General features: G+C 65.0%; 14 protein-coding genes and 1 other RNA gene. 9 read left to right on the forward strand and 6 right to left on the reverse strand.

All coding sequences use genetic code 11. From position 1 onward, the window contains the following. Positions 1 to 140: 140 nt before the first annotated feature. Complete coding sequence (locus JYG34_RS08440) at positions 141 to 1,490, reverse strand: NCS2 family permease (protein WP_213660275.1); 1,350 nt, start codon at positions 1,488 to 1,490, stop codon at positions 141 to 143. A gap of 356 nt (positions 1,491 to 1,846) precedes the next feature. Between JYG34_RS08440 and JYG34_RS08445 the strand changes: the two genes are divergently transcribed. Both JYG34_RS08445 and aqpZ read left to right on the forward strand, forming a co-directional pair. Beyond that, positions 1,847 to 2,605 carry a GntR family transcriptional regulator gene (locus tag JYG34_RS08445; RefSeq protein ID WP_213660276.1) on the forward strand — a complete coding sequence of 253 codons (759 nt, stop codon included), beginning with the start codon at positions 1,847 to 1,849 and terminating at the stop codon, positions 2,603 to 2,605. Between the two features lie 217 nt (positions 2,606 to 2,822). Then, positions 2,823 to 3,521, forward strand: a complete 699-nt coding sequence (aqpZ, locus tag JYG34_RS08450) for an aquaporin Z (protein ID WP_213660277.1) — start codon at positions 2,823 to 2,825, stop codon at positions 3,519 to 3,521. On the opposite strand, the gene guaD is transcribed toward aqpZ, so the two are convergent. The 4 genes from guaD to xdhA all read right to left on the reverse strand — a co-directional run bounded on the left by guaD (position 3,518) and on the right by xdhA (position 9,656). Beyond that, positions 3,518 to 4,822, reverse strand: coding sequence for a guanine deaminase (gene guaD, locus JYG34_RS08455; protein ID WP_213660278.1), 1,305 nt, complete (start codon positions 4,820 to 4,822; stop codon positions 3,518 to 3,520). The genes aqpZ and guaD overlap by 4 nt on opposite strands. Positions 4,823 to 4,833: 11 nt before the next feature. Continuing rightward, on the reverse strand, positions 4,834 to 5,679 hold the full coding sequence (gene xdhC / locus JYG34_RS08460) for a xanthine dehydrogenase accessory protein XdhC (protein ID WP_213660279.1): 846 nt from the start codon (positions 5,677 to 5,679) through the stop codon (positions 4,834 to 4,836). 130 nt (positions 5,680 to 5,809) lie between these two features. Further along, positions 5,810 to 8,209 carry a xanthine dehydrogenase molybdopterin binding subunit gene (gene xdhB, locus JYG34_RS08465; RefSeq protein ID WP_213660280.1) on the reverse strand — a complete coding sequence of 800 codons (2,400 nt, stop codon included), beginning with the start codon at positions 8,207 to 8,209 and terminating at the stop codon, positions 5,810 to 5,812. Further along, a complete protein-coding gene (gene xdhA, locus JYG34_RS08470) occupies positions 8,202 to 9,656 on the reverse strand; it encodes a xanthine dehydrogenase small subunit (RefSeq protein ID WP_213660281.1) in 1,455 nt (484 codons plus the stop codon). The genes xdhB and xdhA overlap by 8 nt, the downstream gene beginning before the upstream one ends. 271 nt (positions 9,657 to 9,927) lie before the next feature. On the opposite strand from xdhA, the gene JYG34_RS08475 reads away from it, so the two are divergent. The 7 genes from JYG34_RS08475 (at position 9,928) to JYG34_RS08505 (ending at position 20,485) form a co-directional block, all read left to right on the forward strand. Next, positions 9,928 to 10,587, forward strand: a complete 660-nt coding sequence (locus tag JYG34_RS08475; RefSeq protein WP_213660282.1) for a GntR family transcriptional regulator — start codon at positions 9,928 to 9,930, stop codon at positions 10,585 to 10,587. 3 nt (positions 10,588 to 10,590) lie between these two features. Further along, on the forward strand, positions 10,591 to 14,079 hold the full coding sequence (smc, locus tag JYG34_RS08480) for a chromosome segregation protein SMC (RefSeq protein ID WP_213660283.1): 3,489 nt from the start codon (positions 10,591 to 10,593) through the stop codon (positions 14,077 to 14,079). 205 nt (positions 14,080 to 14,284) lie between these two features. Continuing rightward, positions 14,285 to 15,169: a cell division protein ZipA gene (gene zipA, locus JYG34_RS08485; protein WP_213660284.1), complete on the forward strand. Its 885-nt coding sequence runs from the start codon at positions 14,285 to 14,287 to the stop codon at positions 15,167 to 15,169. Between the two features lie 100 nt (positions 15,170 to 15,269). Next, positions 15,270 to 17,624: an NAD-dependent DNA ligase LigA gene (gene ligA, locus JYG34_RS08490; protein ID WP_213660285.1), complete on the forward strand. Its 2,355-nt coding sequence runs from the start codon at positions 15,270 to 15,272 to the stop codon at positions 17,622 to 17,624. A 243-nt stretch (positions 17,625 to 17,867) separates the two neighbouring features. Continuing rightward, positions 17,868 to 17,964: signal recognition particle sRNA small type (gene ffs / locus JYG34_RS08495), an RNA gene on the forward strand. Between the two features lie 150 nt (positions 17,965 to 18,114). Continuing rightward, positions 18,115 to 18,504, forward strand: a complete 390-nt coding sequence (locus JYG34_RS08500; RefSeq protein WP_213660286.1) for a hypothetical protein — start codon at positions 18,115 to 18,117, stop codon at positions 18,502 to 18,504. Positions 18,505 to 18,535: 31 nt separating this feature from the next. Then, on the forward strand, positions 18,536 to 20,485 hold the full coding sequence (locus JYG34_RS08505) for a hypothetical protein (protein WP_213660287.1): 1,950 nt from the start codon (positions 18,536 to 18,538) through the stop codon (positions 20,483 to 20,485). Between the two features lie 24 nt (positions 20,486 to 20,509). On the opposite strand, the gene JYG34_RS08510 is transcribed toward JYG34_RS08505, so the two are convergent. Then, on the reverse strand, positions 20,510 to 20,905 hold the full coding sequence (locus JYG34_RS08510; protein ID WP_213660288.1) for a helix-turn-helix domain-containing protein: 396 nt from the start codon (positions 20,903 to 20,905) through the stop codon (positions 20,510 to 20,512). Positions 20,906 to 20,980: the final 75 nt, after the last annotated feature.

Here is a 20,980-nt window from a genome sequence, read left to right on the forward strand (position 1 = left end):
CGGGCGCCGCCCGTGCGGCGTATCGCGGATGAATCCGCTCCTACAGGCCGGCGCCTGACGGTGTAGGAGCGGATTCATCCGCGATGCGCCGCGCAGGCGGCGCTCGATCTCACAGGCGCTGCTGCAGCCCAGGCCTCATCTCAAAGAAACACGAACTTGGCAATGAAGATCACGCACAGCACCCACAGGCTCGCGGAAATCTCCTTGAACTTGCCGGTCCCCGCCTTCAGCGCCACATAGCTGATGAACCCCAGGGCAATCCCGTCCGCCACGGAGAACGTCAGCGGCATCATGATCACCGTGACGATCGCCGGAATGCTGTCGGTGGCCTCGTCCCAGTTGATATGCGCCATGCTGCCCATCATCAGCATCGCCACGTAGATCAGCGCGCCGGCCGTCGCATAAGCCGGGATCATCCCCGCCAGTGGTGCGAAGAACATCGCGGCGACGAACAGCAGGCCGACCACCACGGCAGTGAGCCCGGTGCGGCCACCCGCTGCCACGCCTGCGGCACTCTCCACATAGCTGGTCACCGGGGGCACGCCTACCGCCGCGCCAAACACGCTGGAGGCACTGTCGGCCTTCAATGCCCGCGACAGGTTCTCGATACGCCCGTCAGGCGCCACCAGCCCGGCCCGCTGGGCCACGCCCATCAGCGTGCCGGCGGTATCGAACATGTGCACGAACAGGAACGCCAGCACCACGCTGATCATGCTGACGTTGAACACCCCCGCGACGTCCATGGCCATCCAGGTCGGCGCCAGGCTCGGCGGCAGCGAGAACACCCCGCCATACTGCACCAGGCCCAGGCCCCAGCCGGCCAGGGTGACACTGATGATGCTGATGAGGATGGCGCCGAACACCCGGTGGTAGCTGAGCACGGCGATCATCAGGAAGCAGATCGCCGCCAGCAGCGGGCCAGGCTCATGCAACGAACCAAGCTTGATCAAGGTGGCCGGGCTGTCGACCACGATGCCGGCGGTCTTCAGGCCGATCAGCCCGAGGAACAGGCCCACGCCGGCGCCCATCGCGTGGCGCAGGCTCACCGGAATGCTGTTGAGCAGCCATTCGCGCACCCGTGACAAGGTCAGGAACATGAACAGCACGCCCGAGATGAACACCGCGCCCAGCGCGGCCTGCCAGGTGTAGCCCATGGTGCCGACCACGGTGTAGGTGAAGAACGCATTGAGCCCCATGCCCGGCGCCAGGCCGACCGGCCAGTTGGCGTACAGGCCCATCAGCAGGCAGCCCAGCGCGGCGGCGATGCAGGTGGCGACGAAGGCCGCCCCGTGGTCGATACCGGCGTCGGCCATGATGTTGGGGTTGACGAAGATGATGTAGGCCATGGTGATGAAGGTGGTCACCCCGGCGATCAGTTCGGTCCTGACGGTGGTGCCATGTCGCTTGAGTTTGAAAATCCGCTCCAGCCAGCTCGTTTCGAGCGGTGGGGCGAGATCCAGCGCAGGGGCTTCGGATTTGCGGCTTTCCACAGCGAGTACTCCTCAAGTCTTTCTTGTTGTTCGAAGCCTGGTCCTGAGCCAACGCACTTGGGGGCTTCGCGAGGGAGGGTGTGGCAGACGTCCGACCATTTTGTTGACTTCTGGGTCAGGAAGTTGCTCGCAGGATTATGCTTTTGTGTACAAAGAATGCAAATAATGTTTTATCTTTTGTGCGCGCAAACGCTCGTACAACAGCTATATAGGGAGTAGGCCACCTGCAGAAACGGGTCAGCCTGTGTACAATGGCGCCATACCTTGGTCCTTCATCTTTTTCCCGGACTCGCCCCACCCGCTGACAGGTACTACAGTCACGGTCCGACAGGCAGATCCTTCGTGCTCGAGAGCCCATGAACGAACAGCTGCAACCTCTGAAAAAACCTGCGCGCACCGGCAAGGCCGGCCGCAGTGGTACCCAGGACGACATCGTCTATGCGCACATCTTCGAGGCGATCCTCGAGCAACGCCTCGCGCCGGGCACCAAGTTGAGCGAGGAAGCGCTGGGCGAGATCTTCGGCGTCAGCCGCACCATCATCCGTCGCGCCTTGTCGCGCCTGGCCCACGAGAGCGTGGTGCTGCTGCGGCCCAATCGCGGCGCGGTGGTGGCCAGCCCGACGGTCGAGGAGGCGCGCCAGGTGTTCTTCTCCCGGCGCATGGTCGAGCGCGCCATCACCGAGCTGGCGGTGCAGCACGCTACCGTCGAGCAACTCAACGAACTGCGCCAGATGGTCCGCGAGGAGCGTGACAGCTTTTCCCGTGGCGACCGTGGCGCGGGCATCCGCCTCTCCGGGGAGTTTCACCTCAAGTTGGCCGAGGCGGCCGGCAACGCGCCGCTGGTGAGCTTCCAGCGCAGCCTGGTGTCGCAGACTTCGCTGATCATCGCCCAGTACGAAAGCGGCAACCGCTCGCACTGCTCCTACGATGAGCACATGCAACTGATCGACGCCATCGAGGCGCGTGACGCGCAGCAGGCGGTGAGCCTGATGATGCATCACATGGACCACATCGACAGCAAGCTCAACCTCGACGAGGAAAGCGCCTCGGACGACCTCCACGCGGTGTTCTCGCACCTGCTGCAGAAAAAGCCCAAGGTCTCGGCCAAGGGTTGATCGTTTGCCTCGATAGGCAAGCCATTGGGGCCGCTTCGCAGCCCGTCGCCGGCAAGCCGGCTCCTGCAGGGGGCGGCATGCTGGCGATGGGGCGCGCAGCGGCCCTTGTCATGACTGGCCTTCGGCCAGATACCTGATAAATTTACTAGTTGCAGACCCCTGAAAAATGTAGTTGGGCTTGCGCAGCTGTTGCGTTCAACTACGTGAGGAAGGGTTCATGACTACGTCCCTCGGTGTGCGCATGGGTGCCGAACTGGTCGGCACTTTCTGGCTGGTGCTGGGTGGTTGCGGCAGCGCGGTGCTGGCCGCCAGCTCACCTGTCGGCATCGGTGTCCTCGGTGTCGCCTTCGCGTTCGGCCTGACTGTCCTGACCATGGCTTTCGCCATCGGCCATATCTCCGGTTGCCACCTCAACCCCGCCGTGTCGTTCGGGCTGGTGGTGGGCGGGCGTTTTCCCGCCAAGGAGCTGCTGCCCTACGTGATCGCCCAGGTGATCGGGGCGATCATCGCGGCGGCGGTGATCTACTTCATCGCCAGCGGCAAGGCAGGCTTCGAACTGTCCAGCGGGCTGGCGTCCAATGGCTACGCCGAGCACTCGCCAGGCGGATATACGCTGGCGGCCGGTTTCGTCAGTGAAGTGGTGATGACGGCGATGTTCCTGGTGGTGATCATGGGGGCTACCGATGCCCGTGCGCCGGCTGGTTTCGCGCCGATCGCCATCGGCCTGGCCCTGACCCTGATCCACCTGATCTCGATCCCGGTGACCAACACCTCGGTGAACCCCGCGCGCAGCACGGGGCCGGCGTTGTTCGTCGGTGGTTGGGCCCTGCAACAGCTGTGGCTGTTCTGGGTGGCGCCGCTGATCGGGGCGGCGATCGGCGGCGCACTGTACCGGGGGCTGGCCAAGCAGCCTTAGCGCTGGTGCACACGACGCCCGGCGGCGTAGGTTTCACGCACGGTACGGTCATCACCCAGGGTGGTGAGCACGAACAGGGTTTCCTCGATGCTGTTGGACTGCTGGAGGCGGTAGTCCAGCAGCGGCGTGGCCTTGTAGTCGAGCACCACGAAGTCGGCATCGTTGCCCGGGCGCAGGCTGCCGATGCGGTCGTCCAGGCGCAGGGCGCGGGCGCCGCCGAGGGTGGCCAGGTACAGCGACTTGAACGGGTGCAGGCGCGCGCCTTGCAGCTGCATCACCTTGTAGGCCTCGTTCAGGGTGTTGAGCAGCGAGAAACTGGTGCCGGCACCCACGTCGGTACCCAGGCCCACGTTGACCTTGAAGCGCTCGGCCTGGGGCAGGTTGAACAGGCCGCTGCCCAGGAACAGGTTGGAGGTCGGGCAGAAGGCGATGGCCGAGCCGGTTTCAGCCAGGCGCTTGCACTCGTCGTCGCACAGGTGCACGCCGTGGGCGAACACCGAGCGCTCGCCGAGCAGCTCGAAGTGGTCGTAGACATCCAGGTAACCGTTCTGCTCGGGGAACAGCGCCTTGACCCACTCGATCTCCTTGAGGTTCTCGGACAGGTGGGTGTGCATGTACACGCCCGGGTGCTCCTTGAGCAGTTGGCCGGCCAGGGCCAGTTGTTCCGGGGTGCTGGTGGGGGCGAAGCGCGGCGTCACCGCATAGTGCAGGCGGCCCTTGCCGTGCCAGCGCTCGATCAGCGCCTTGCTCTCGGTGTAGCCGGATTCGGCCGTGTCGGTCAGGTAGTCGGGGGCGTTGCGGTCCATCATCACCTTGCCGGCGATCAGGCGCAGGTCCAGACGCTCGGCTTCCTCGAACAGGGCATTGACCGACTCGGGGTGCACGCTGCCGAACACCAGGGCGGTGGTGGTGCCGTTGCGCAGCAGCTCCTTCAGGAAGATCTTCGCCACTTTATCGGCGTGGGCCTTGTCGGCGAACTGCTTCTCGCAGGGGAAGGTGTAGGTGTTCAGCCAATCCAGCAGTTGCTCGCCGTAGGAGCCGATCATGCCGGTCTGCGGGAAGTGGATGTGGGTGTCGATGAAGCCCGGGGTGATCAGGGTGTCCGGGTAGTGCACCACCTCGATGTCGTCATCCAGGGTCGGCAGCAGGTCGCAGGCGTGGCCGAGGGCCTTGATACGGCCGTTGTCGACCACCAGCAGGCCATCCTCGAAGTACTCCTGGGAGGCCTCCAGGCCGACCTCGGCCGGGTCGGCGATGCTGTGCAGGATGGCGGCGCGGTAGGCTTTGCGTGTTGCGGTCATGGGTACGCTCGTCAGTGGGTCTGGCTGCGCCGGGAGGGCGGCAGCAATTGGGCGATCGGGCCTGCGTTCACGGCAGCGTCGTGCTGGCCGAAGCAGGCGTTGTAGGTGGCAATGATTTCGGCGGCGATGGACACGGCGATCTCGATCGGCAGCTTGCCCTTCACTTCGGCCAGGCCCATCGGGCAGCGCATCCGCGCCAGCAGCGCGTCGTCGAAGCCGCGTTCGCGCAGGCGGTGTTCGAACTTGACCCGCTTGGTCTTCGAACCAATCAGGCCGAACCAGGTGAAATCATTGCGTTTGAGAATGGCGGCGGTCAGTTCCAGGTCGAGCTGGTGGTTGTGGGTCATGACGATGCAGTAGCTGCCGGCGGGCAGGTCGGCCACTTCGTCGACCGGGTCTTCGCTGACCAGCTTGCTCACCCCGTTGGGGATCTGCTCGGGGAACTCCTGCTCGCGCGAATCGATCCAGCGCACCCGGCAGGGCAGCGCGGCGAGCAAGGGTACCAGAGCCCGGCCGACATGGCCCGCGCCGAACACCGCGATCTGCGCCTGCACGCCGGTCATGGGTTCGAACAGCAGCACGGTGGCGCCACCGCAGCACTGGCCGAGGCTGGCGCCCAGGCTGAAGCGCTCCAGGTGCGGCGTGCTGCGGTGTTCCTCGAGCATCTGCCGGGCGATGTGCAGCGCCTTGAACTCCAGGTGGCCGCCGCCGATGGTGTCGTACAGGCTGCTGGCGCTGACCACCATCTTCGAACCGGCGTTGCGTGGCGTGGAGCCGCGCTCCTCGATGATGGTGACCAGGACGCAGGGCTCGCCGCGGGCCTGATGGTCGGCGAGGGCGTTGATCCATTGGTGCATGATGCAAATCCTCTTTCAAACGACTCGGCCCCTGTAGGAGCGGGTTTACCCGCGATCAGCCGCGAAGCGGCTGCCAGGCACCGCGGTGTCGGCTTCGCGGCTGAAGCCGCTCCTACAGGGGGCGGCGTCGTCAGTGCGTCACGGGTTCCAGTTCCTGCTCGGCAGGCTGCGCGGCGGCCACCGCCTTGCGCATCTGCTCGCAGCCCCACAGCACCCGCTCCGGCGTCGACGGCGCGTCGATGTCCGGCTGCACGCGGTAGTCGGCGATGCTCGCCACGGCATCCTTGATCGCGCACCAGGCGGCGATCCCCAGCATGAACGGCGGCTCGCCCACGGCCTTGGAGTGGAACACCGTGTCCTCGGGGTTCTTGCGGTTCTCCACCAGCTTCACGCGCATGTCCACCGGCATGTCGGCGATGGCCGGGATCTTGTAGCTGGCCGGGCCGTTGGTCATCAGCTTGCCCTTGTTGTTCCACACCAGCTCTTCGGTGGTCAGCCACCCCATGCCCTGGACGAAGCCGCCTTCCACCTGGCCAATGTCGATGGCCGGGTTAAGCGAGTCACCGACGTCGTGGAGGATGTCGGCGCGCAGCATCTTGTACTCGCCGGTCAGAGTGTCGACGATCACTTCCACGCAGGCGGCGCCGAAGGCGAAGTAATAGAACGGCCGGCCACGGGCCTGGGAACGGTCGTAGAAGATCTTCGGCGTGCGGTAGAAGCCGGTGGTCGACAGCGATACCTGGGCGAAGTACGCCTGCTGCACCAGTTGCTCGAAGCTGACGATCTGGTCGCGCACGCGCACATGGCCGTTGCGGAACTCGACGTCCTCCTCGGTCACGTTGTAGTGCCGCGCGGCGAATTCGGTCAGGCGCTTCTTCAGAATCTCGGCGGCGTTCTGCGCGGCCTTGCCGTTCAGGTCGGCGCCGCTGGAGGCGGCGGTCGGCGAGGTGTTGGGCACCTTGTCGGTGTTGGTGGCGGTGATCTGGATACGGTTGAAATCGACCTGGAACACCTGCGCCACCACCTGCGCGACCTTGGTGTTCAGGCCCTGGCCCATCTCGGTGCCGCCGTGGTTGAGGTGGATGCTGCCGTCGGTATAGATGTGGATCAGCGCGCCGGCCTGGTTGAGGAAGGTGGCGGTGAACGAGATACCAAACTTCACCGGGGTCAGCGCCAAGCCCTTCTTCAGTACCGGGCTGTTGGCGTTGAAGCGGCGGATCGATTCGCGGCGCTCGTGATAGTCGCTGCTGGCCTCGATCTCGGCGGTCATTTCTTCGAGCATGTTGTGCTCGACGGTCTGGTAGTAATGGGTGACGTTGCGTTCGGTCTTGCCATAGTAGTTGGCCTTGCGCACGGCCAGCGGGTCGAGCGCCAGGTGGCGGGCGATGTGGTCCATCACCTGCTCGATGGCGACCATGCCCTGTGGCCCGCCGAAGCCGCGATAGGCGGTGTTGGAGGCGGTGTTGGTCTTGCAGCGGTGGCCGTGCACCGTGGCGTCGCCCAGGTAGTAGGCGTTGTCGGAGTGGAACATGGCGCGGTCGACGATCGACCCGGACAGGTCGGGCGAGTAGCCGCAGTTGCCGGCCAGGTCGAAGTTGATCCCGTGCAGGCGGCCGCTGTCATCGAAACCGACGTCGTACTCCACGTAGAACGGGTGGCGCTTGCCGGTCATCATCATGTCTTCGACGCGGGGCAGGCGCATCTTGGTCGGCTGGCCGGTCAGGCGCGCGATCACCGCGCACAGGCAGGCGGGGCTGGCGGCCTGGGTTTCCTTGCCACCGAAGCCGCCACCCATGCGGCGCATGTCGACGACGATCTTGTGCATGGGCACATCGAGCACTTCGGCCACCAGCTTCTGCACCTCGGTGGGGTTCTGCGTGGAGCAGTAGACGATCATGCCGCCGTCTTCGCTGGGCATCACCGAACTGATCTGGGTTTCCAGGTAGAAGTGTTCCTGGCCGCCGATGTGCAGGCTGCCCTGGATGCGGTGCGGCGCGCTGGCCAGGGCCGCCGCCGAATCACCGCGCTGGTGGGTATGGCTGTCGAGCACGAAGTGCTTCTTGCGCAGCGCCTCGACCACGTCCAGCACCGGCTCCAGGTCTTCGTACTCGATGATCGCCGCCATCGCCGCGCGGCGGGCGGTGTCCAGGTCGCGGGCGGCCACGGCGAGCACCGGCTGGCCGAAGAACTCGACCTTGTCGATGGCCAGCAGCGGGTCGCCGGCGACCACCGGACCGATATCCTTCAGCCCCGGGATGTCCTCGTGGGTGATGGCGATGCGCACCCCCTCGAACTGGTAGCAGGGCGTGGTGTCGATGCGCAGGATGCGCGCATGGGCGCGGTCTGCGGTGCGCGCGTAGACGTGCAACTGGTTGGGGAATTCCAGGCGGTCGTCGATGTACACCGCCTCGCCCGCCACGTGTTTGTCGGCGCTGTCGTGCTTGAGGCTGCGGCCGACCCCGGTGGTCAGGTCCTGGCTGAACAGTGCGGCCATCTCGGCCTGGCTCTTGACGGCGTGATGGTTAGACATAGGCGGTCACCCGGGTTTCGATGTGCGGCGATTGCAGTTCGATGAAGTACTTGCGCAGCAGGTTCTGCGCGGTCAGCAGGCGGTATTCGCGGCTGGCGCGGAAGTCGCTGAGCGGGGTGAAGTCCTCGGCCAGGGCCTGGCAGGCGCGCTCGACGCTGGCCTGGTTCCAGGGTTTGCCGCGCAGGGCGGCTTCGCAGGCGCGGGCGCGCTTGGGGATCGCCGCCATGCCGCCGAAGGCGATGCGCACGCCGCTGACCATGCCGTTCTCGATGCTCAGGTTGAATGCCGCGCAGACTGCGGAAATATCGTCGTCCAGGCGCTTGGACACTTTGTAGGCGCGGAATGTCCAGTCATTGCTGGCGCGTGGCACGATGATCTTCTCGATGAACTCGCTGTCCTGGCGCGCGGTGATGCGGTAGTCGATGAAGTAGTCTTCCAGGGCCAGGGTGCGCTGGCGCTCGCCCTGGCGCAGGACGATCTGCGCGTCCAGGGCGATCAGCAGGGGCGGCGAGTCGCCGATCGGCGAGGCGTTGCCGATGTTGCCGCCCAGGGTGCCCTGGTTGCGGATCTGCAGCGAGGCGAAGCGGTGCAGCAGGTCGCCGAAGTCGGGGTATTCATCGTTGAGCGCGGTGTAGCAGTCGGTCAGCGGCGTGGCGGCGCCGATCTCCAGGTGCGTGGCGGTCTTGTCGATGCGCTTGAGCTCGGCGACATGGCCGACGTAGATCATCACCGGCAAGGTGCGGTGGAACTGGGTGACCTCCAGCGCCAGGTCGGTGCCGCCAGCCAGCAGGCGCGCCTCGGGGTGCGAGCTGTAGAGGTCGGCCAGGTCGGCCACGGTGAGCGGCACCAGGCAGCGCTTGTCACCGCTGTTGAGCTCGCCGGTGTGTTGCGGGGCGATGGCCTTGAGGCGGGCGATGGTCTGCGCCTGTTGCGCGTCGAACTGGTCGCGGCAGGGTTGGGCGCAACTCTGTTCGGCGGCGGCGAGGATCGGTCGGTAGCCGGTGCAGCGGCACAGGTTGCCGGCCAGGGCTTCCTGGGCCTGGTGCAGGTCGTGGCCTTCACTGTTTTTTTGCAGGGCGAACAGCGACATGACGAAGCCGGGGGTGCAGAAGCCGCACTGCGAGCCATGGCAATCGGCCATGGCTTTCTGCACGCTGTGCAGCTCGCCCTGGTGCTTGAGGCCTTCGACGCTGATCAGTTGCTTGCCGTGCAGGGAGGAGACGAACGTCAGGCACGAATTGAGGCTGCGGTAGCGGATGCTGTCGCCTCCCTGCGGGTCCTGGACGAGTTCGCCCACGACCACGGTGCAGGCGCCGCAGTCGCCGCTGGCGCAGCCTTCCTTGGTGCCGGGCTTGCCCAGGTGCTCGCGCAGGTATTGCAGCACCGTCATGTTCGGGTCCAGGGCGTGCTCGCTGTGCAGCTCCTGGTTGACGAGAAACTGGATCACGGGGGAGGGCCTCGCAATGATTTTATTGTTGTTCGGGCGGACTCTAAGCAACGCTTGACCTTGCGGTCAATAAATTTCTGACCTTTGGGTCAAGATTTTGCTCAAGCAGCTTCGAACGACCTCGATGAGCCTTTCTCCAAGCATAGTTCGCGCCGGCCACGCCGGCTGACCGAAAAGTCGCACAAAGCCCCATGTTCCGCTGCGCGCAGGCCCGGCAAGTGCGCTACAATCGCGCTCTTGTGCACAGCTATCCAGATTGCGAAGGAAAACCATGACGTTCAAGGCGCCGGACAGCCTCTCCGAGCAAATTGCCCACTACCTGGCCGAGCGGATCATCCGCGGCGAACTCGCGCCCGGCGAGCGCATCCAGGAGTTGAAGGTCACCCAGGCGTTGAATGTCAGCCGTGGCTCGGTGCGCGAGGCGTTGCTCATTCTCGAGCGCCGCCACCTGGTAGCCATCCTGCCGCGCCGTGGCGCCCATGTGACCGAGCTGGACGAGAACAGCGTGCGCAGCCTGTGCACGCTGATGGGCGAGTTCTACATCCTGCTGGGCAATGCCGTCGCCCAGCATTGGCGCACCGAAAGCGACCTGCGCCCGTTCCTGGACATCCAGCAGCGCCTGCATCAAGCTCACGACGGCAAGGATATCAAGACGTTCGTCGCCGACAGTTTCGCGGTGATGCGCGCCGCCTATCCGTTCGCCAACAACCCCTACCTGCAGGAAACCGTCGAGAACCTGCAGCCGGCCATGAGCCGTGCCTACTATCTCGCCCTCGACCAGCGTCAGGCCAGCATGGTCGACTACCTCGACCTGTTCGCCAGCCTGCTTGGCGCCGTGGTCGCCCGCGACCTGCCGCGCATCCGCGAGGTGCTCACCGCGTATTGCCAGCGCAGTTGCGAGCTGGTGCTGGCGGCGCTGGCGCGGACCTGACCGATGCGCCTGAAGTGCATTCGCCTGGCCGGGTTCAAGTCGTTCGTCGACCCGACCACGGTCAACTTCCCCAGCAACATGGCGGCCGTGGTCGGCCCCAACGGTTGCGGCAAATCGAACATCATCGATGCGGTACGCTGGGTGATGGGCGAGAGTTCGGCGAAAAACCTGCGTGGCGAGTCGATGACCGACGTCATCTTCAACGGCTCCACCAGCCGCAAGCCGGTCAGCCAGGCCAGCATCGAGCTGGTGTTCGACAACAGTGACAACACGCTGGTGGGCGAATACGCCGCCTACGCCGAGATTTCCATCCGTCGCAAGGTCACCCGCGACGGGCAGAACACCTACTTCCTCAACGGCGCCAAATGCCGGCGCCGCGATATCACCGACATCTTCCTCGGCACCGGCCTGGGGCCGCGCAGCTATTCGATCATCGAGCAGGGCATGATCAGCAAGCTGATCGAGGCCAAACCAGAAGAATTGCGCAACTTCATCGAGGAGGCGGCGGGCATCTCCAAGTACAAGGAGCGCCGCCGCGAGACCGAGAACCGCATTCGCCGTACACAAGAGAACCTGGCGCGCCTGACCGACCTGCGCGAAGAGCTGGAGCGCCAGCTCGAACGCCTGCACCGCCAGGCCCAGGCCGCCGAGAAGTACCGCGAGTACAAGGCCCAGGAGCGCCAGCTCAAGGCCTGCCTGTCAGCGCTGCGCTGGCGTGACCTGGATGAGCGCGTGCGCCAGCGCGAGACGGTCATCGGCGACCAGGAGATTGCCTTCGAGGCGCTGGTGGCCGAGCAGCGCAATGCCGATGCCAGCATCGAGCGCCTGCGCGACGGTCACCACGAATTGTCTGAACGCTTCAACCAGGTGCAGGGGCGCTTCTATTCGGTGGCCGGCGATATCGCCCGGGTCGAGCAGAGCATCCAGCACGGGCAGCAACGTCTGCGCCAGCTGCAGGACGACCTGAAGGAAGCCGAACGCACCCGCCTGGAGACCGAGTCGCACCTGGGCCACGATCGCACGCTGCTGGCCACGCTCGGCGAGGAGCTGGCGATGCTCGGGCCGGAGCAGGAGCTCACCCTGGCCGCAGCTGAAGAGGCCACAGCGACGCTCGAGGAAGCCGAACTGGGCATGCACGGCTGGCAGGAGCAGTGGGACAGTTTCAACACCCGCTCCGCCGAACCACGCCGCCAGGCCGAAGTGCAGCAGGCGCGCCTGGCGCAGCTCGAATCCAGCCTGGAGCGCTTGGCCGAACGCCAGCGCAAGCTGGGCGAGGAGCGTGACCAGTTGGGTGCCGACCCGCAGGATGTGGAGATGGCCGACCTCAGCGAGCAGGTGGCCAGCAGCGAACTGCTGCTCGAAGCGCTGCAGCTTCAGGAACGCCAGGTCGTCGAGCAGCTCGATACGGTGCGTGAGCAGTTGCAGCAGGCCGGGCAGGCCCAGCAACAGCAGCAGGGCGATCTGCAACGCCTGGGTGGCCGTCTGGCTTCGTTGGAAGCCTTGCAGCAGGCCGCGCTGGAGCCTGGCGCCGATGCCGCCGACTGGCTGCGCGGGCAAGGGTTGGAACAGCGCCCCCGGTTGGCGGAAGGCCTGCGGGTCGAAGCGGGCTGGGAGCTGGCGGTTGAAACGGTGCTGGGCGCCGATCTGCAGGCCGTGCTGCTCGACGATTTCGACAGCCTCGACTTCACCACGCTGGAGCAGGGTGAGCTGCGCCTGCTGCTGGGGGCCGGCGATGGCACGCGGATCCCGGGCAGCCTGCTGGACAAGGTCGAGGGTCGCACCGACCTGTCGCCCTGGCTCGGCCAGGTCAGGCCGGTGGAAAACCTGGAGCAGGCCTTGGCCTTGCGGGGCTCGCTGGGCGATGGCCAGAGCCTGGTCAGCCGCGATGGCTACTGGGTCGGGCGCCATTTCCTGCGTATCAGCCGCGGCGGCGAGGCCCAGGGCGGCGTGCTGGCCAGAGGCCAGGAAATCGAACGCCTTGGCCAGGAACAGCTGGAGCAGGAGGCGCTGCTCGAACAGCTGGACGAGCAGTTGCAGCGCCTGCGTAAGCAGCAACTCGACCACGAAGACCAGCGCGAGCAATTGCGCCGTCGCAGTCAGGACGAAAGCCGCCAGCATGGCGAGCTCAAGGCCCGACTGTCCGCCGGCCGGGCCCGTGCCGAACAGCTGGAGCTGCGCCTGCGCAGGTTGCAGGAAGAGTTGTTGGAGGTGCAGGAACAGCGTGCCCTGGAACATGAACAGTTGGGTGAAGCGCGGTTGCTGCTGCAAGAATCCCTGGACCTGATGGCCCATGACACCGAACTGCGCGAGCAGTTGATGGCGCGCCGAGACACCCTGCGAGAGGGCCTCGACCGCGTTCGCCAGGAGGCCCGTCAGCACAAGGACCATGCCCACCAGCTGGCTGTGCGCATGGGCTCCCTGCGTGCCCAGCACGATTCCACGCGCCAGGCGCTGGAGCGTCTGGAGCAACAGGCCGCGCGCCTGAGCGAGCGTCAGGAGCAGTTGAACCTGAACCTGGAGGAAGGCGAGGCGCCGCAGGAAGAGTTGCGCCTGAAGCTCGAGGAACTGCTCGAGCGGCGCATGAGCGTCGACGAGGAAATGCGCCAGGCCCGCCTGCACATGGACGAAGCCGACCGCGAGCTGCGCGACGCCGAAAGGCGCCGCACCCAGGCCGAACAACAGGCCCAGCTGCTGCGCGGCCAGCTGGAACAGCAGCGCCTGGAGTCTCAAGGGCTGGACGTGCGCCGCAAGACCTTGCAGGAACAATTGCTGAGCGACGGCTACGATCTTCAGGGCGTGCTCGCGACGCTCGATGCGCAGGCCAGCGAGCAGGGCACCGAACAGGAGCTCGAGCAGGTCGAGGCGCGCATCCAGCGCCTCGGGGCGATCAACCTGGCGGCCATCGAGGAGTATGAGCAGCAGTCCGAACGCAAGCGTTACCTGGACGCCCAGGACGCCGACCTGGTCGAGGCGCTGGAGACCCTGGAAAACGTCATCCGCAAGATCGACAAGGAAACCCGCAACCGCTTCAAGGATACCTTTGATCAGATAAATGCCGGATTGCAGGCACTTTTCCCAAAAGTTTTCGGTGGCGGCAGCGCTTATCTGGAACTGACGGGCGAAGATCTACTCGATACAGGGGTGACGATCATGGCGCGCCCGCCGGGCAAGAAGAACAGCACCATCCATCTGCTGTCCGGTGGCGAGAAGGCGTTGACCGCCCTCGCGCTGGTGTTCGCCATCTTCAAGTTGAACCCGGCACCGTTCTGCATGCTCGACGAAGTCGACGCGCCGCTGGACGATGCCAACGTGGGGCGCTACGCGCGCCTGGTGAAGGAAATGAGCGAAAGCGTGCAGTTCATCTACATCACCCATAACAAGATCGCCATGGAAATGGCCGATCAATTGATGGGGGTGACCATGCACGAACCGGGCTGTTCACGCCTGGTCGCCGTCGATGTGGAGGAGGCGATGGCCATGGTCGACGCCTGATGAGCGAAGATGGGGTGCGAACCTGTAGGCAAAAGCCCCAGCAGGTGCGACAGACGGTGTAAAGTTGCCTTTGGTCGTGCTAGCTTAATGTCACTTGTTTTTTGCGTGGGTAAAACGCCTGTCAGAACATAGAGTTGGCGCCACGTGTTAAAGGCCTTTGAAGCCTTTGTTTTCAAGCATATTTTTTATAGAGGCACGGGATTACATGGAAATCGGTCTGCGCGAGTGGCTGATCCTCATCGGCATCATTGTCATCGCCGGTATTCTTTTCGACGGCTGGCGGCGCATGCGCGGCGGCAAGGGCAAGCTGAAATTCCGTCTGGACCGTAGCTACGCGAACGCGCCGGATGACGAAGGCGGCGCCGAGGTGCTTGGCCCTTCGCGGGTGCTGGAGACGCATAAAGAACCTGAGCTGGACGAGTCCGACCTGCCGTCGGTCAGCGCGCCCGCGCGTGAGCGTGAGCGCGAACCCAAGCCTATAAAGGCCTCCAAGCGCGGCAAGCGCAATCACAGCGAGCCGCAGCAGGGCGACCTGAACCTGGCTGCCGAAGCCCGTGAGCCGGACCTGTTCGCCGACGACAAGGATGATTTTGTCGCTGACAACAGTCGCCATGGCGCCGCCGCCACGCCCAGCACGCCGGTCAAGGAGCTGCCACCTGCCGAGGAAGTGCTGGTGATCAGCGTCATCTCCCGCGATGAAGGCGGCTTCAAGGGCCCGGCGCTGCTGCAGAACATTCTGGAAAGCGGCCTGCGTTTCGGCGAAATGGACATCTTCCACCGTCACGAGAGCATGGCTGGCCACGGCGAAGTGCTGTTCTCCATGGCCAACGCGGTCAAGCCGGGCGTGTTCGACCTGGACGACATCGACCACTTCAGCACCCGTGCGGTGAGCTTCTTCCTGGGCTTGCCCGGCCCGCGTCACCCGAAGCAGGCCTTCGATGTGATGGTCGCCGCCGCCCGCAAGCTCGCCCACGAGCTCGATGGCGAGCTCAAGGATGACCAGCGCAGTGTGCTGACCGCCCAGACCATCGAGCACTACCGCCAGCGTATCGTCGAGTTCGAGCGCCGCGCGCTCACGCAGAAACGCTGATGTAACCGAGCGGGTGGGCCTTGCCTCGGCCTACGCCGCGATGATTCAAGCAAAAGAGCAGCCTGGGGCTGCTCTTTTGCTTTGCAAGAGAAGACGAAGAATGAACGCCGAATCCCGAATCCATGCATTGCGCGCCGAACTCGACCAGCACAACTATCGCTACTACGTGCTCGACGAGCCCAGCGTGCCCGACGCCGAGTACGATCGCCTGTTCAACGAGCTCAAGGCGCTGGAGGCTGAGCACCCGCACCTGGTGACTGCCGATTCGCCGACCCAGCGTGTCGGCGGCGCGGCGCTGGCAGCGTTCAGCCAGGTGCGCCACGAAGTTCCGATGCTCAGCCTGGGCAACGCTTTCGAGGAGGACGACCTGCGCGATTTCGACCGTCGCGTGGTCGAGGGCCTGGACCTGCCGGGCGGCGACCTGTTCGCCGCGAAGGCTGCGGTGGACTACAGTTGCGAACCCAAGCTCGATGGCCTGGCGGTGAGCCTGCTTTACCGCGATGGCCAACTGGTGCAGGGCGCCACGCGGGGTGATGGCACCACGGGTGAGGACATCAGCGCCAACGTACGCACCGTGCGCAACATCCCGCTCAAGTTGCAGGGCGAGGGCTGGCCCGCCGTATTGGAAGTGCGTGGCGAGGTGTACATGAGCAAGGCCGGTTTCGATCGGCTCAACGCAGCCCAGGCCGAAGCTGGCGGCAAGACCTTCGCCAACCCGCGCAATGCCGCGGCTGGCAGCCTGCGCCAGCTGGATTCGAAAATCACCGCCAGCCGTCCGCTGGAGTTCTGCTGCTATGGCGTGGGCCAGGTGTCCGAGCCGTTCGGTGATAGCCATATCGGCATCCTTGAAAAGCTCAGGACCTGGGGCCTGCCGATCAGTCGCGAGCTCAGGCACGCTGCCGGCATCGAAGAATGCCTGGCTTACTACCGTGATATCGGGGCGCGCCGCAACGACCTGCCCTATGAGATCGACGGCGTGGTGTTCAAGGTCAACAGCCTGGCGTCGCAGCGCGAGCTGGGTTTTCGCGCCCGCGAGCCACGCTGGGCGATCGCCCACAAGTTCCCGGCCATGGAAGAGCTCACTGAAGTGCTCGACGTCGAGTTCCAGGTCGGCCGCACTGGCGCGGTCACGCCCGTGGCGCGTCTCAAGCCGGTCAAGGTGGCGGGTGTGATGGTCTCCAACGCCACCTTGCACAACATGGATGAGATCGCACGTCTGGGTTTGCGCATCGGCGATACGGTGATCATCCGCCGCGCCGGCGATGTGATTCCGCAGGTGATGCAGGTGGTGCTCGACCGCCGTCCGGAAAATGCCCGCCCGGTAGCAGTACCCACCGAATGCCCGGTATGTGGCTCGCAGGTCGAGCGCACGCAGCTGGTCAAGCGTAGCAAGGGCAAGGAAACCATCAGCGAGGGTGCTGTGTATCGCTGTGTCGGTCGCCTGAGCTGCGCCGCTCAGCTCAAGCAGGCGATCATTCATTATGTGTCGCGTCGCGCCATGGACATCGACGGGCTGGGCGAGAAGAGTGTCGAACAGTTGGTCGATGAAGGCCTGATCCGTTCGCCAGCTGATCTTTACACGCTCGAATTCGAGCAGGTGGTCGCGCTCGAAGGTTTCGCCGAGGTGTCCAGCCGCAAGCTGCTGGAGGCCATCGAGGCCAGCAAGCGGCCGAGCCTGGCGCGCTTCATCTATGCCCTCGGCATCCCTGACGTGGGCGAGGAGACCGCCAAGGTGCTGGCCCGCTCGCTGGGCAGCCTGGCGCGGGTGCAGGTGGCGCTGCCGCAGGTGCTCACCTACCTGCCGGACATCGGCCTGGAGGTCGCCCACGAGATCCACAACTTCTTCGAGGACGCGCACAACCGCGACGTCATCGCGCAATTGCTGGCCAGTGGCATGCAGTTGCAGGAGGAGGGTGAGCTGGGCGCCGAGTTCGCCGCCAGCACCACGCTCGCCGGCATGTTGGCCAAGCTCGACATTCCCTCGGTCGGCCCCACCGGTGCGGAAAAGCTGGTGGACAAGCTGGGCACCCTGGACAAGATCATCGCCGCCGATGGCATCGACCTGCGCCAGGCCTTGAATACCAAGCAGGCAGAAGGCGTGCGCGAGTTCTTCAGGGACGAGGCCAACCAGCTGTTGGCCCGTGCCATCGAGGCCCAGTTGCTGGACTTCGGCATGCACTGGTCCTGCGAGAAGAAGTCCGCCGAAGGCCTGCCCCTGGCCGGCCAGACCTGGGTGCTGACCGGAACTCTGGAGCGCATGAGCCGCGATGTCGCCAAAGAGAAGCTGGAAATCCTGGGCGCCAAGGTGGCCGGGTCGGTGTCCGGCAAGACCCACTGCGTGGTCGCCGGGCCGGGCGCAGGTTCCAAGCTGGCCAAGGCCAATGAGCTGGGGGTCAAGGTGCTGGACGAAGAGCAGTTCGTGGCCTTCATGGCCGAGCAGGGCATCACCCTCTGACCCTGACCTGCTGACAGGTGTAGGAGCGGCTTCAGCCGCGATCACTCGCGACGCGGGTGCCAGGCTACGCGGCGCCTGTTTCGCGGCTGAAGCCGCTCCTACAAGGTTCGGGCCGACGCCGCTATTGCGTCATGCCCACAAGTCCTTGAGAAATGATGGTTTTTTCTCGCTCAAAGGTTGTAACTTCTTCCCGGCGCTGTACAATGGCGCGGCTCGTCACATGGCGAGCCGTCGTGGTGGCCCCATCGGTCCCCCCGCATTGATTACCCGTTAACCTGGTCAGGCCCGGAAGGGAGCAGCCATAGCGGGAACATCGAGTGCCGGGGTGTGGCTGGTGGGGCCGCCTCCATTTCAGGCGCAGGATTTTTCTTTCCCGCCCTCGTTTCATCCCCGCCTTCACATCCATACACGCCTTTACGCCTGCACAATCCTGCGCGGCGCCTTATCATGCACTCATCGTGTCAGTCCGTTCGGCCAGGAGAGAGCGACCGTGGAACATGTCGACGAGATTACCCGTCACAAGATCCGGGAATGGCAGCTGCGCCGCCTGGAGATCAAGGACCAGATGATCGCCCAGCCCGAGCGGGTGCTCGAGCTTTCGCAAGTGCTCGACCAGATGGAAGAGGAGCATGAGCGCATCCTGGGCGAGGCTGCACCGCCTCCCGCCGAGGCAAGACCGGCGCTGGCGCTGCAGGTGAACGTATCGGCGGGCAATGCACGTGACCTTCGCAAGTTGTTGGAACTGGCGCTGCACGAACTCGACAGTGCCCTGGACGAACAGGCGCCTGGCGCCACCTATCCGGGTGAAATGTCGGGCTCGCTGGGCACTTACCGCTTCGAGCTGGTGATCGGGCAGGGTCCCGATGCCGGCAAGCCCTGAATGATCCTCCGCACCTGGACCGCGAACGACGATGCAACCTGAACACTTCGACTTTTCCCGCCCGGTGTTCCTGCCGATCACCGCAGAGTGCTGCCAGGGCTTGCTGCAGGCCGAGGGTGCGCCGGTGCTCGAGGGATTGAGCGACCCCGAGCTGGCTGCGCTGCTGGTGATCCAGAACCTGGCCCAGACTTCGGGCAGGGTCGATGCGCTGGCGGCGGAAAAAATCCTCGGCAAGTTGCTGGCGTGGGCTGTCGACGGCTCCCACGCTGGCGAAGTCGGGTTGTTGTCTGAGGCGCATCGATTGTTCGATGCGCGCAAGTTGTACTTTGGGCTCGAGGTGATCAAGGGGTCGAAACTTCACCTGCTCGATGCGCAAGACGTGAAAGGCCGGGAATACCTGCTGGCCGATGGCAAATGGGACTTCGACTACCGCATTCGTCGGCACCTTCAGGACAACCCCTTTAGCCAGCAAGTGGTCACCGGCTTCGACAAGGAGCGCTGGCTGACGGTCGAACAGGACAAGCTGCTCAAGGTCGTACGCGCCAACCTCGACGAAGACCTGCACGTTCAGGGCTATGCCGGCATCGGCAAGAGTTACCTGCTGGGCGCGCTCATGGATTGTCTGCCGCGCGGCCGGGTGCTGCCCCTGGCGCGTACCCCGGCCAAGCTGGCGACGCTGCGCCAGCGCATGGGCCTGGACGCGCAGGCGAAGGTCGGCATGACCTTTGGCCAGTTTGCCCAGGCGCTGCTCAGGGATCGCGGGCCAGCGCCTGCCAGGGCGACCGCTCGAGGGCCGGGCAAGCGCAGGCTGGCCGAGGAGCTGGGGATCCTCGGTGTGCGCCAGTACGACGCCGAGCATACCTTCGAGATCTGCCTGGAAGTGCTGCACAACTACTGCGAATCACGGGATTACAGCCTGTCGAGTCGGCATCTGCCGTTCTTCCGCCAGGCGCTGTCGAACCTGGATACACAAGTGCTGATCGAGTACGCCAGCCGCCTGTGGCGCTATGTCGAAGCGCACCCGGCGTGGGCGGCGCAGAGCGGGTTCGAGGCGTTGCTGCTGATCAAGCGCGCCAGCCTTGCCGGGTGCAGCGTGCCCGGGCGCTTCAGCCACGTCATCATCGATGAAAGCCAGGATCTGCCGGCCGCGCTGTTGCAGGTCATCGAGCGCGGCCGCCAGGTGCTGATCACCCTGGGCGACGAGTACCAAAAGGCTTCGGGGGCGGTGGTGCGGCGCGAGCGCCAGGTGCGCCAGAAGGACATCGCTTTCGCCGTGCGTTCCGGGCCCAAGGTCGAGCGCTTGATCAACCCTTTGATCGGCATGCACTCGCAGAAGTCGAAGGTTGCTTTCGAGGCGGCGCGCAGTGTGGATGTGGGCATCGAGCACTACCCCGAGGGTTTTGTCCCGCCCGAGGGGTGTGTGGTGTTGACCGCCTCGCGCTGGGACAGCATGCGTTGGGCGATGGAGATGGCCGAGTCGAACTGCCTGCTGAAGTTTCCCGACTGGGCAGACATGCGCCGCTTCATGACCACGGCGGTAGGCCTGTTCAGGGCAGGGTTCTATGCTCCCGGGCAGGATGCCGAGGGCGCGCATCCGTACTTCGCTCATCTGCTTGACTGGCAGCAAGTGCGTGAGGCGGAACGCTTCGATGCCTCCTTCCGCTGGGTCGAGGCGCGGCTTGAAGCCGGTTACAAGCTGGCCGACCTGACCGTGCTCGCCGCGCGCGTGGCCGATCATCACGCCAGCCTCACCTTGATGATGGCGGAGCAGGCCGGGGGGCTCGAGTTCGACCGTGTGCTGCTCACGCCGGAGCTGATGGCCACTGAACGCTTCAAGGATGCCTACGCCTTCGATGCACGGATCTGCGCCGTGTATATCGCATTGTCGCGGGCGCGCCGGCAGCTGTACCTGCCGTTCGATGTGGAAGAGTGGGTCAATTACCACAAGGGCCAGCCGTTCCGCGAGCTACACGGTCATTGATGCAGGATCCGGCAAGGCCGGCTCCTACCGCTGTTGGCGTCGTTTGCCCTGGCTGGCCGACACCTGCATCAAGCGCTGGAATGTCGGGCACTGCAGGTGGTTTTCCTCCGGGCACGCCGCGGCATGGCGCAACCCCTTGCTCATTGCCTGCAGGCGCCTCACTCGCCGGTCGATCTCGTCGGCCTTGGCCAGCAACATCTGCCGGTCGACTTGCTGCTCCACCAGCATCGCCGCCACCTCGTCCAACGAAAAACCGGCCGCCTGGCCCAGGGCGATCAATGCCAGGCGCTCCGGTGTGTCGGCGGGGAACTGCCGGCGCTGGCCACGCACCGACAGCGACCTGAGCAAGCCCTTGCTGGCGTAGTAGCGCAGCGTGGAGGCTGGCACTCCAGTGCGCCTGGCGACATCGGCGATGTCCATGCCTGACTCCTTGACTTGAAGTTGACTTCAACTTGCATGCTGCGCGGCATGGACTTTTCCGTCAATCCGCCAAGG

Source organism: Pseudomonas entomophila, from assembly GCF_018417595.1.
GTDB lineage: Bacteria > Pseudomonadota > Gammaproteobacteria > Pseudomonadales > Pseudomonadaceae > Aquipseudomonas > Aquipseudomonas entomophila_C.

Excerpts from the sequence above, each read along its gene's own strand:
- JYG34_RS08445 (WP_213660276.1), top strand. The coding sequence starts at position 1,847 with ATGAACGAACAGCTGCAACCTCTGAAAAAACCTGCGCGCACCGGCAAG.
- aqpZ (WP_213660277.1), top strand. The coding sequence starts at position 2,823 with ATGACTACGTCCCTCGGTGTGCGCATGGGTGCCGAACTGGTCGGCACT.
- guaD (WP_213660278.1), bottom strand. The coding sequence starts at position 4,822 with ATGACCGCAACACGCAAAGCCTACCGCGCCGCCATCCTGCACAGCATC.
- xdhC (WP_213660279.1), bottom strand. The coding sequence starts at position 5,679 with ATGCACCAATGGATCAACGCCCTCGCCGACCATCAGGCCCGCGGCGAG.
- xdhB (WP_213660280.1), bottom strand. The coding sequence starts at position 8,209 with ATGTCTAACCATCACGCCGTCAAGAGCCAGGCCGAGATGGCCGCACTG.
- JYG34_RS08475 (WP_213660282.1), top strand. The coding sequence starts at position 9,928 with ATGACGTTCAAGGCGCCGGACAGCCTCTCCGAGCAAATTGCCCACTAC.
- smc (WP_213660283.1), top strand. The coding sequence starts at position 10,591 with ATGCGCCTGAAGTGCATTCGCCTGGCCGGGTTCAAGTCGTTCGTCGAC.
- zipA (WP_213660284.1), top strand. The coding sequence starts at position 14,285 with ATGGAAATCGGTCTGCGCGAGTGGCTGATCCTCATCGGCATCATTGTC.
- ligA (WP_213660285.1), top strand. The coding sequence starts at position 15,270 with ATGAACGCCGAATCCCGAATCCATGCATTGCGCGCCGAACTCGACCAG.
- JYG34_RS08505 (WP_213660287.1), top strand. The coding sequence starts at position 18,536 with ATGCAACCTGAACACTTCGACTTTTCCCGCCCGGTGTTCCTGCCGATC.
- JYG34_RS08510 (WP_213660288.1), bottom strand. The coding sequence starts at position 20,905 with ATGGACATCGCCGATGTCGCCAGGCGCACTGGAGTGCCAGCCTCCACG.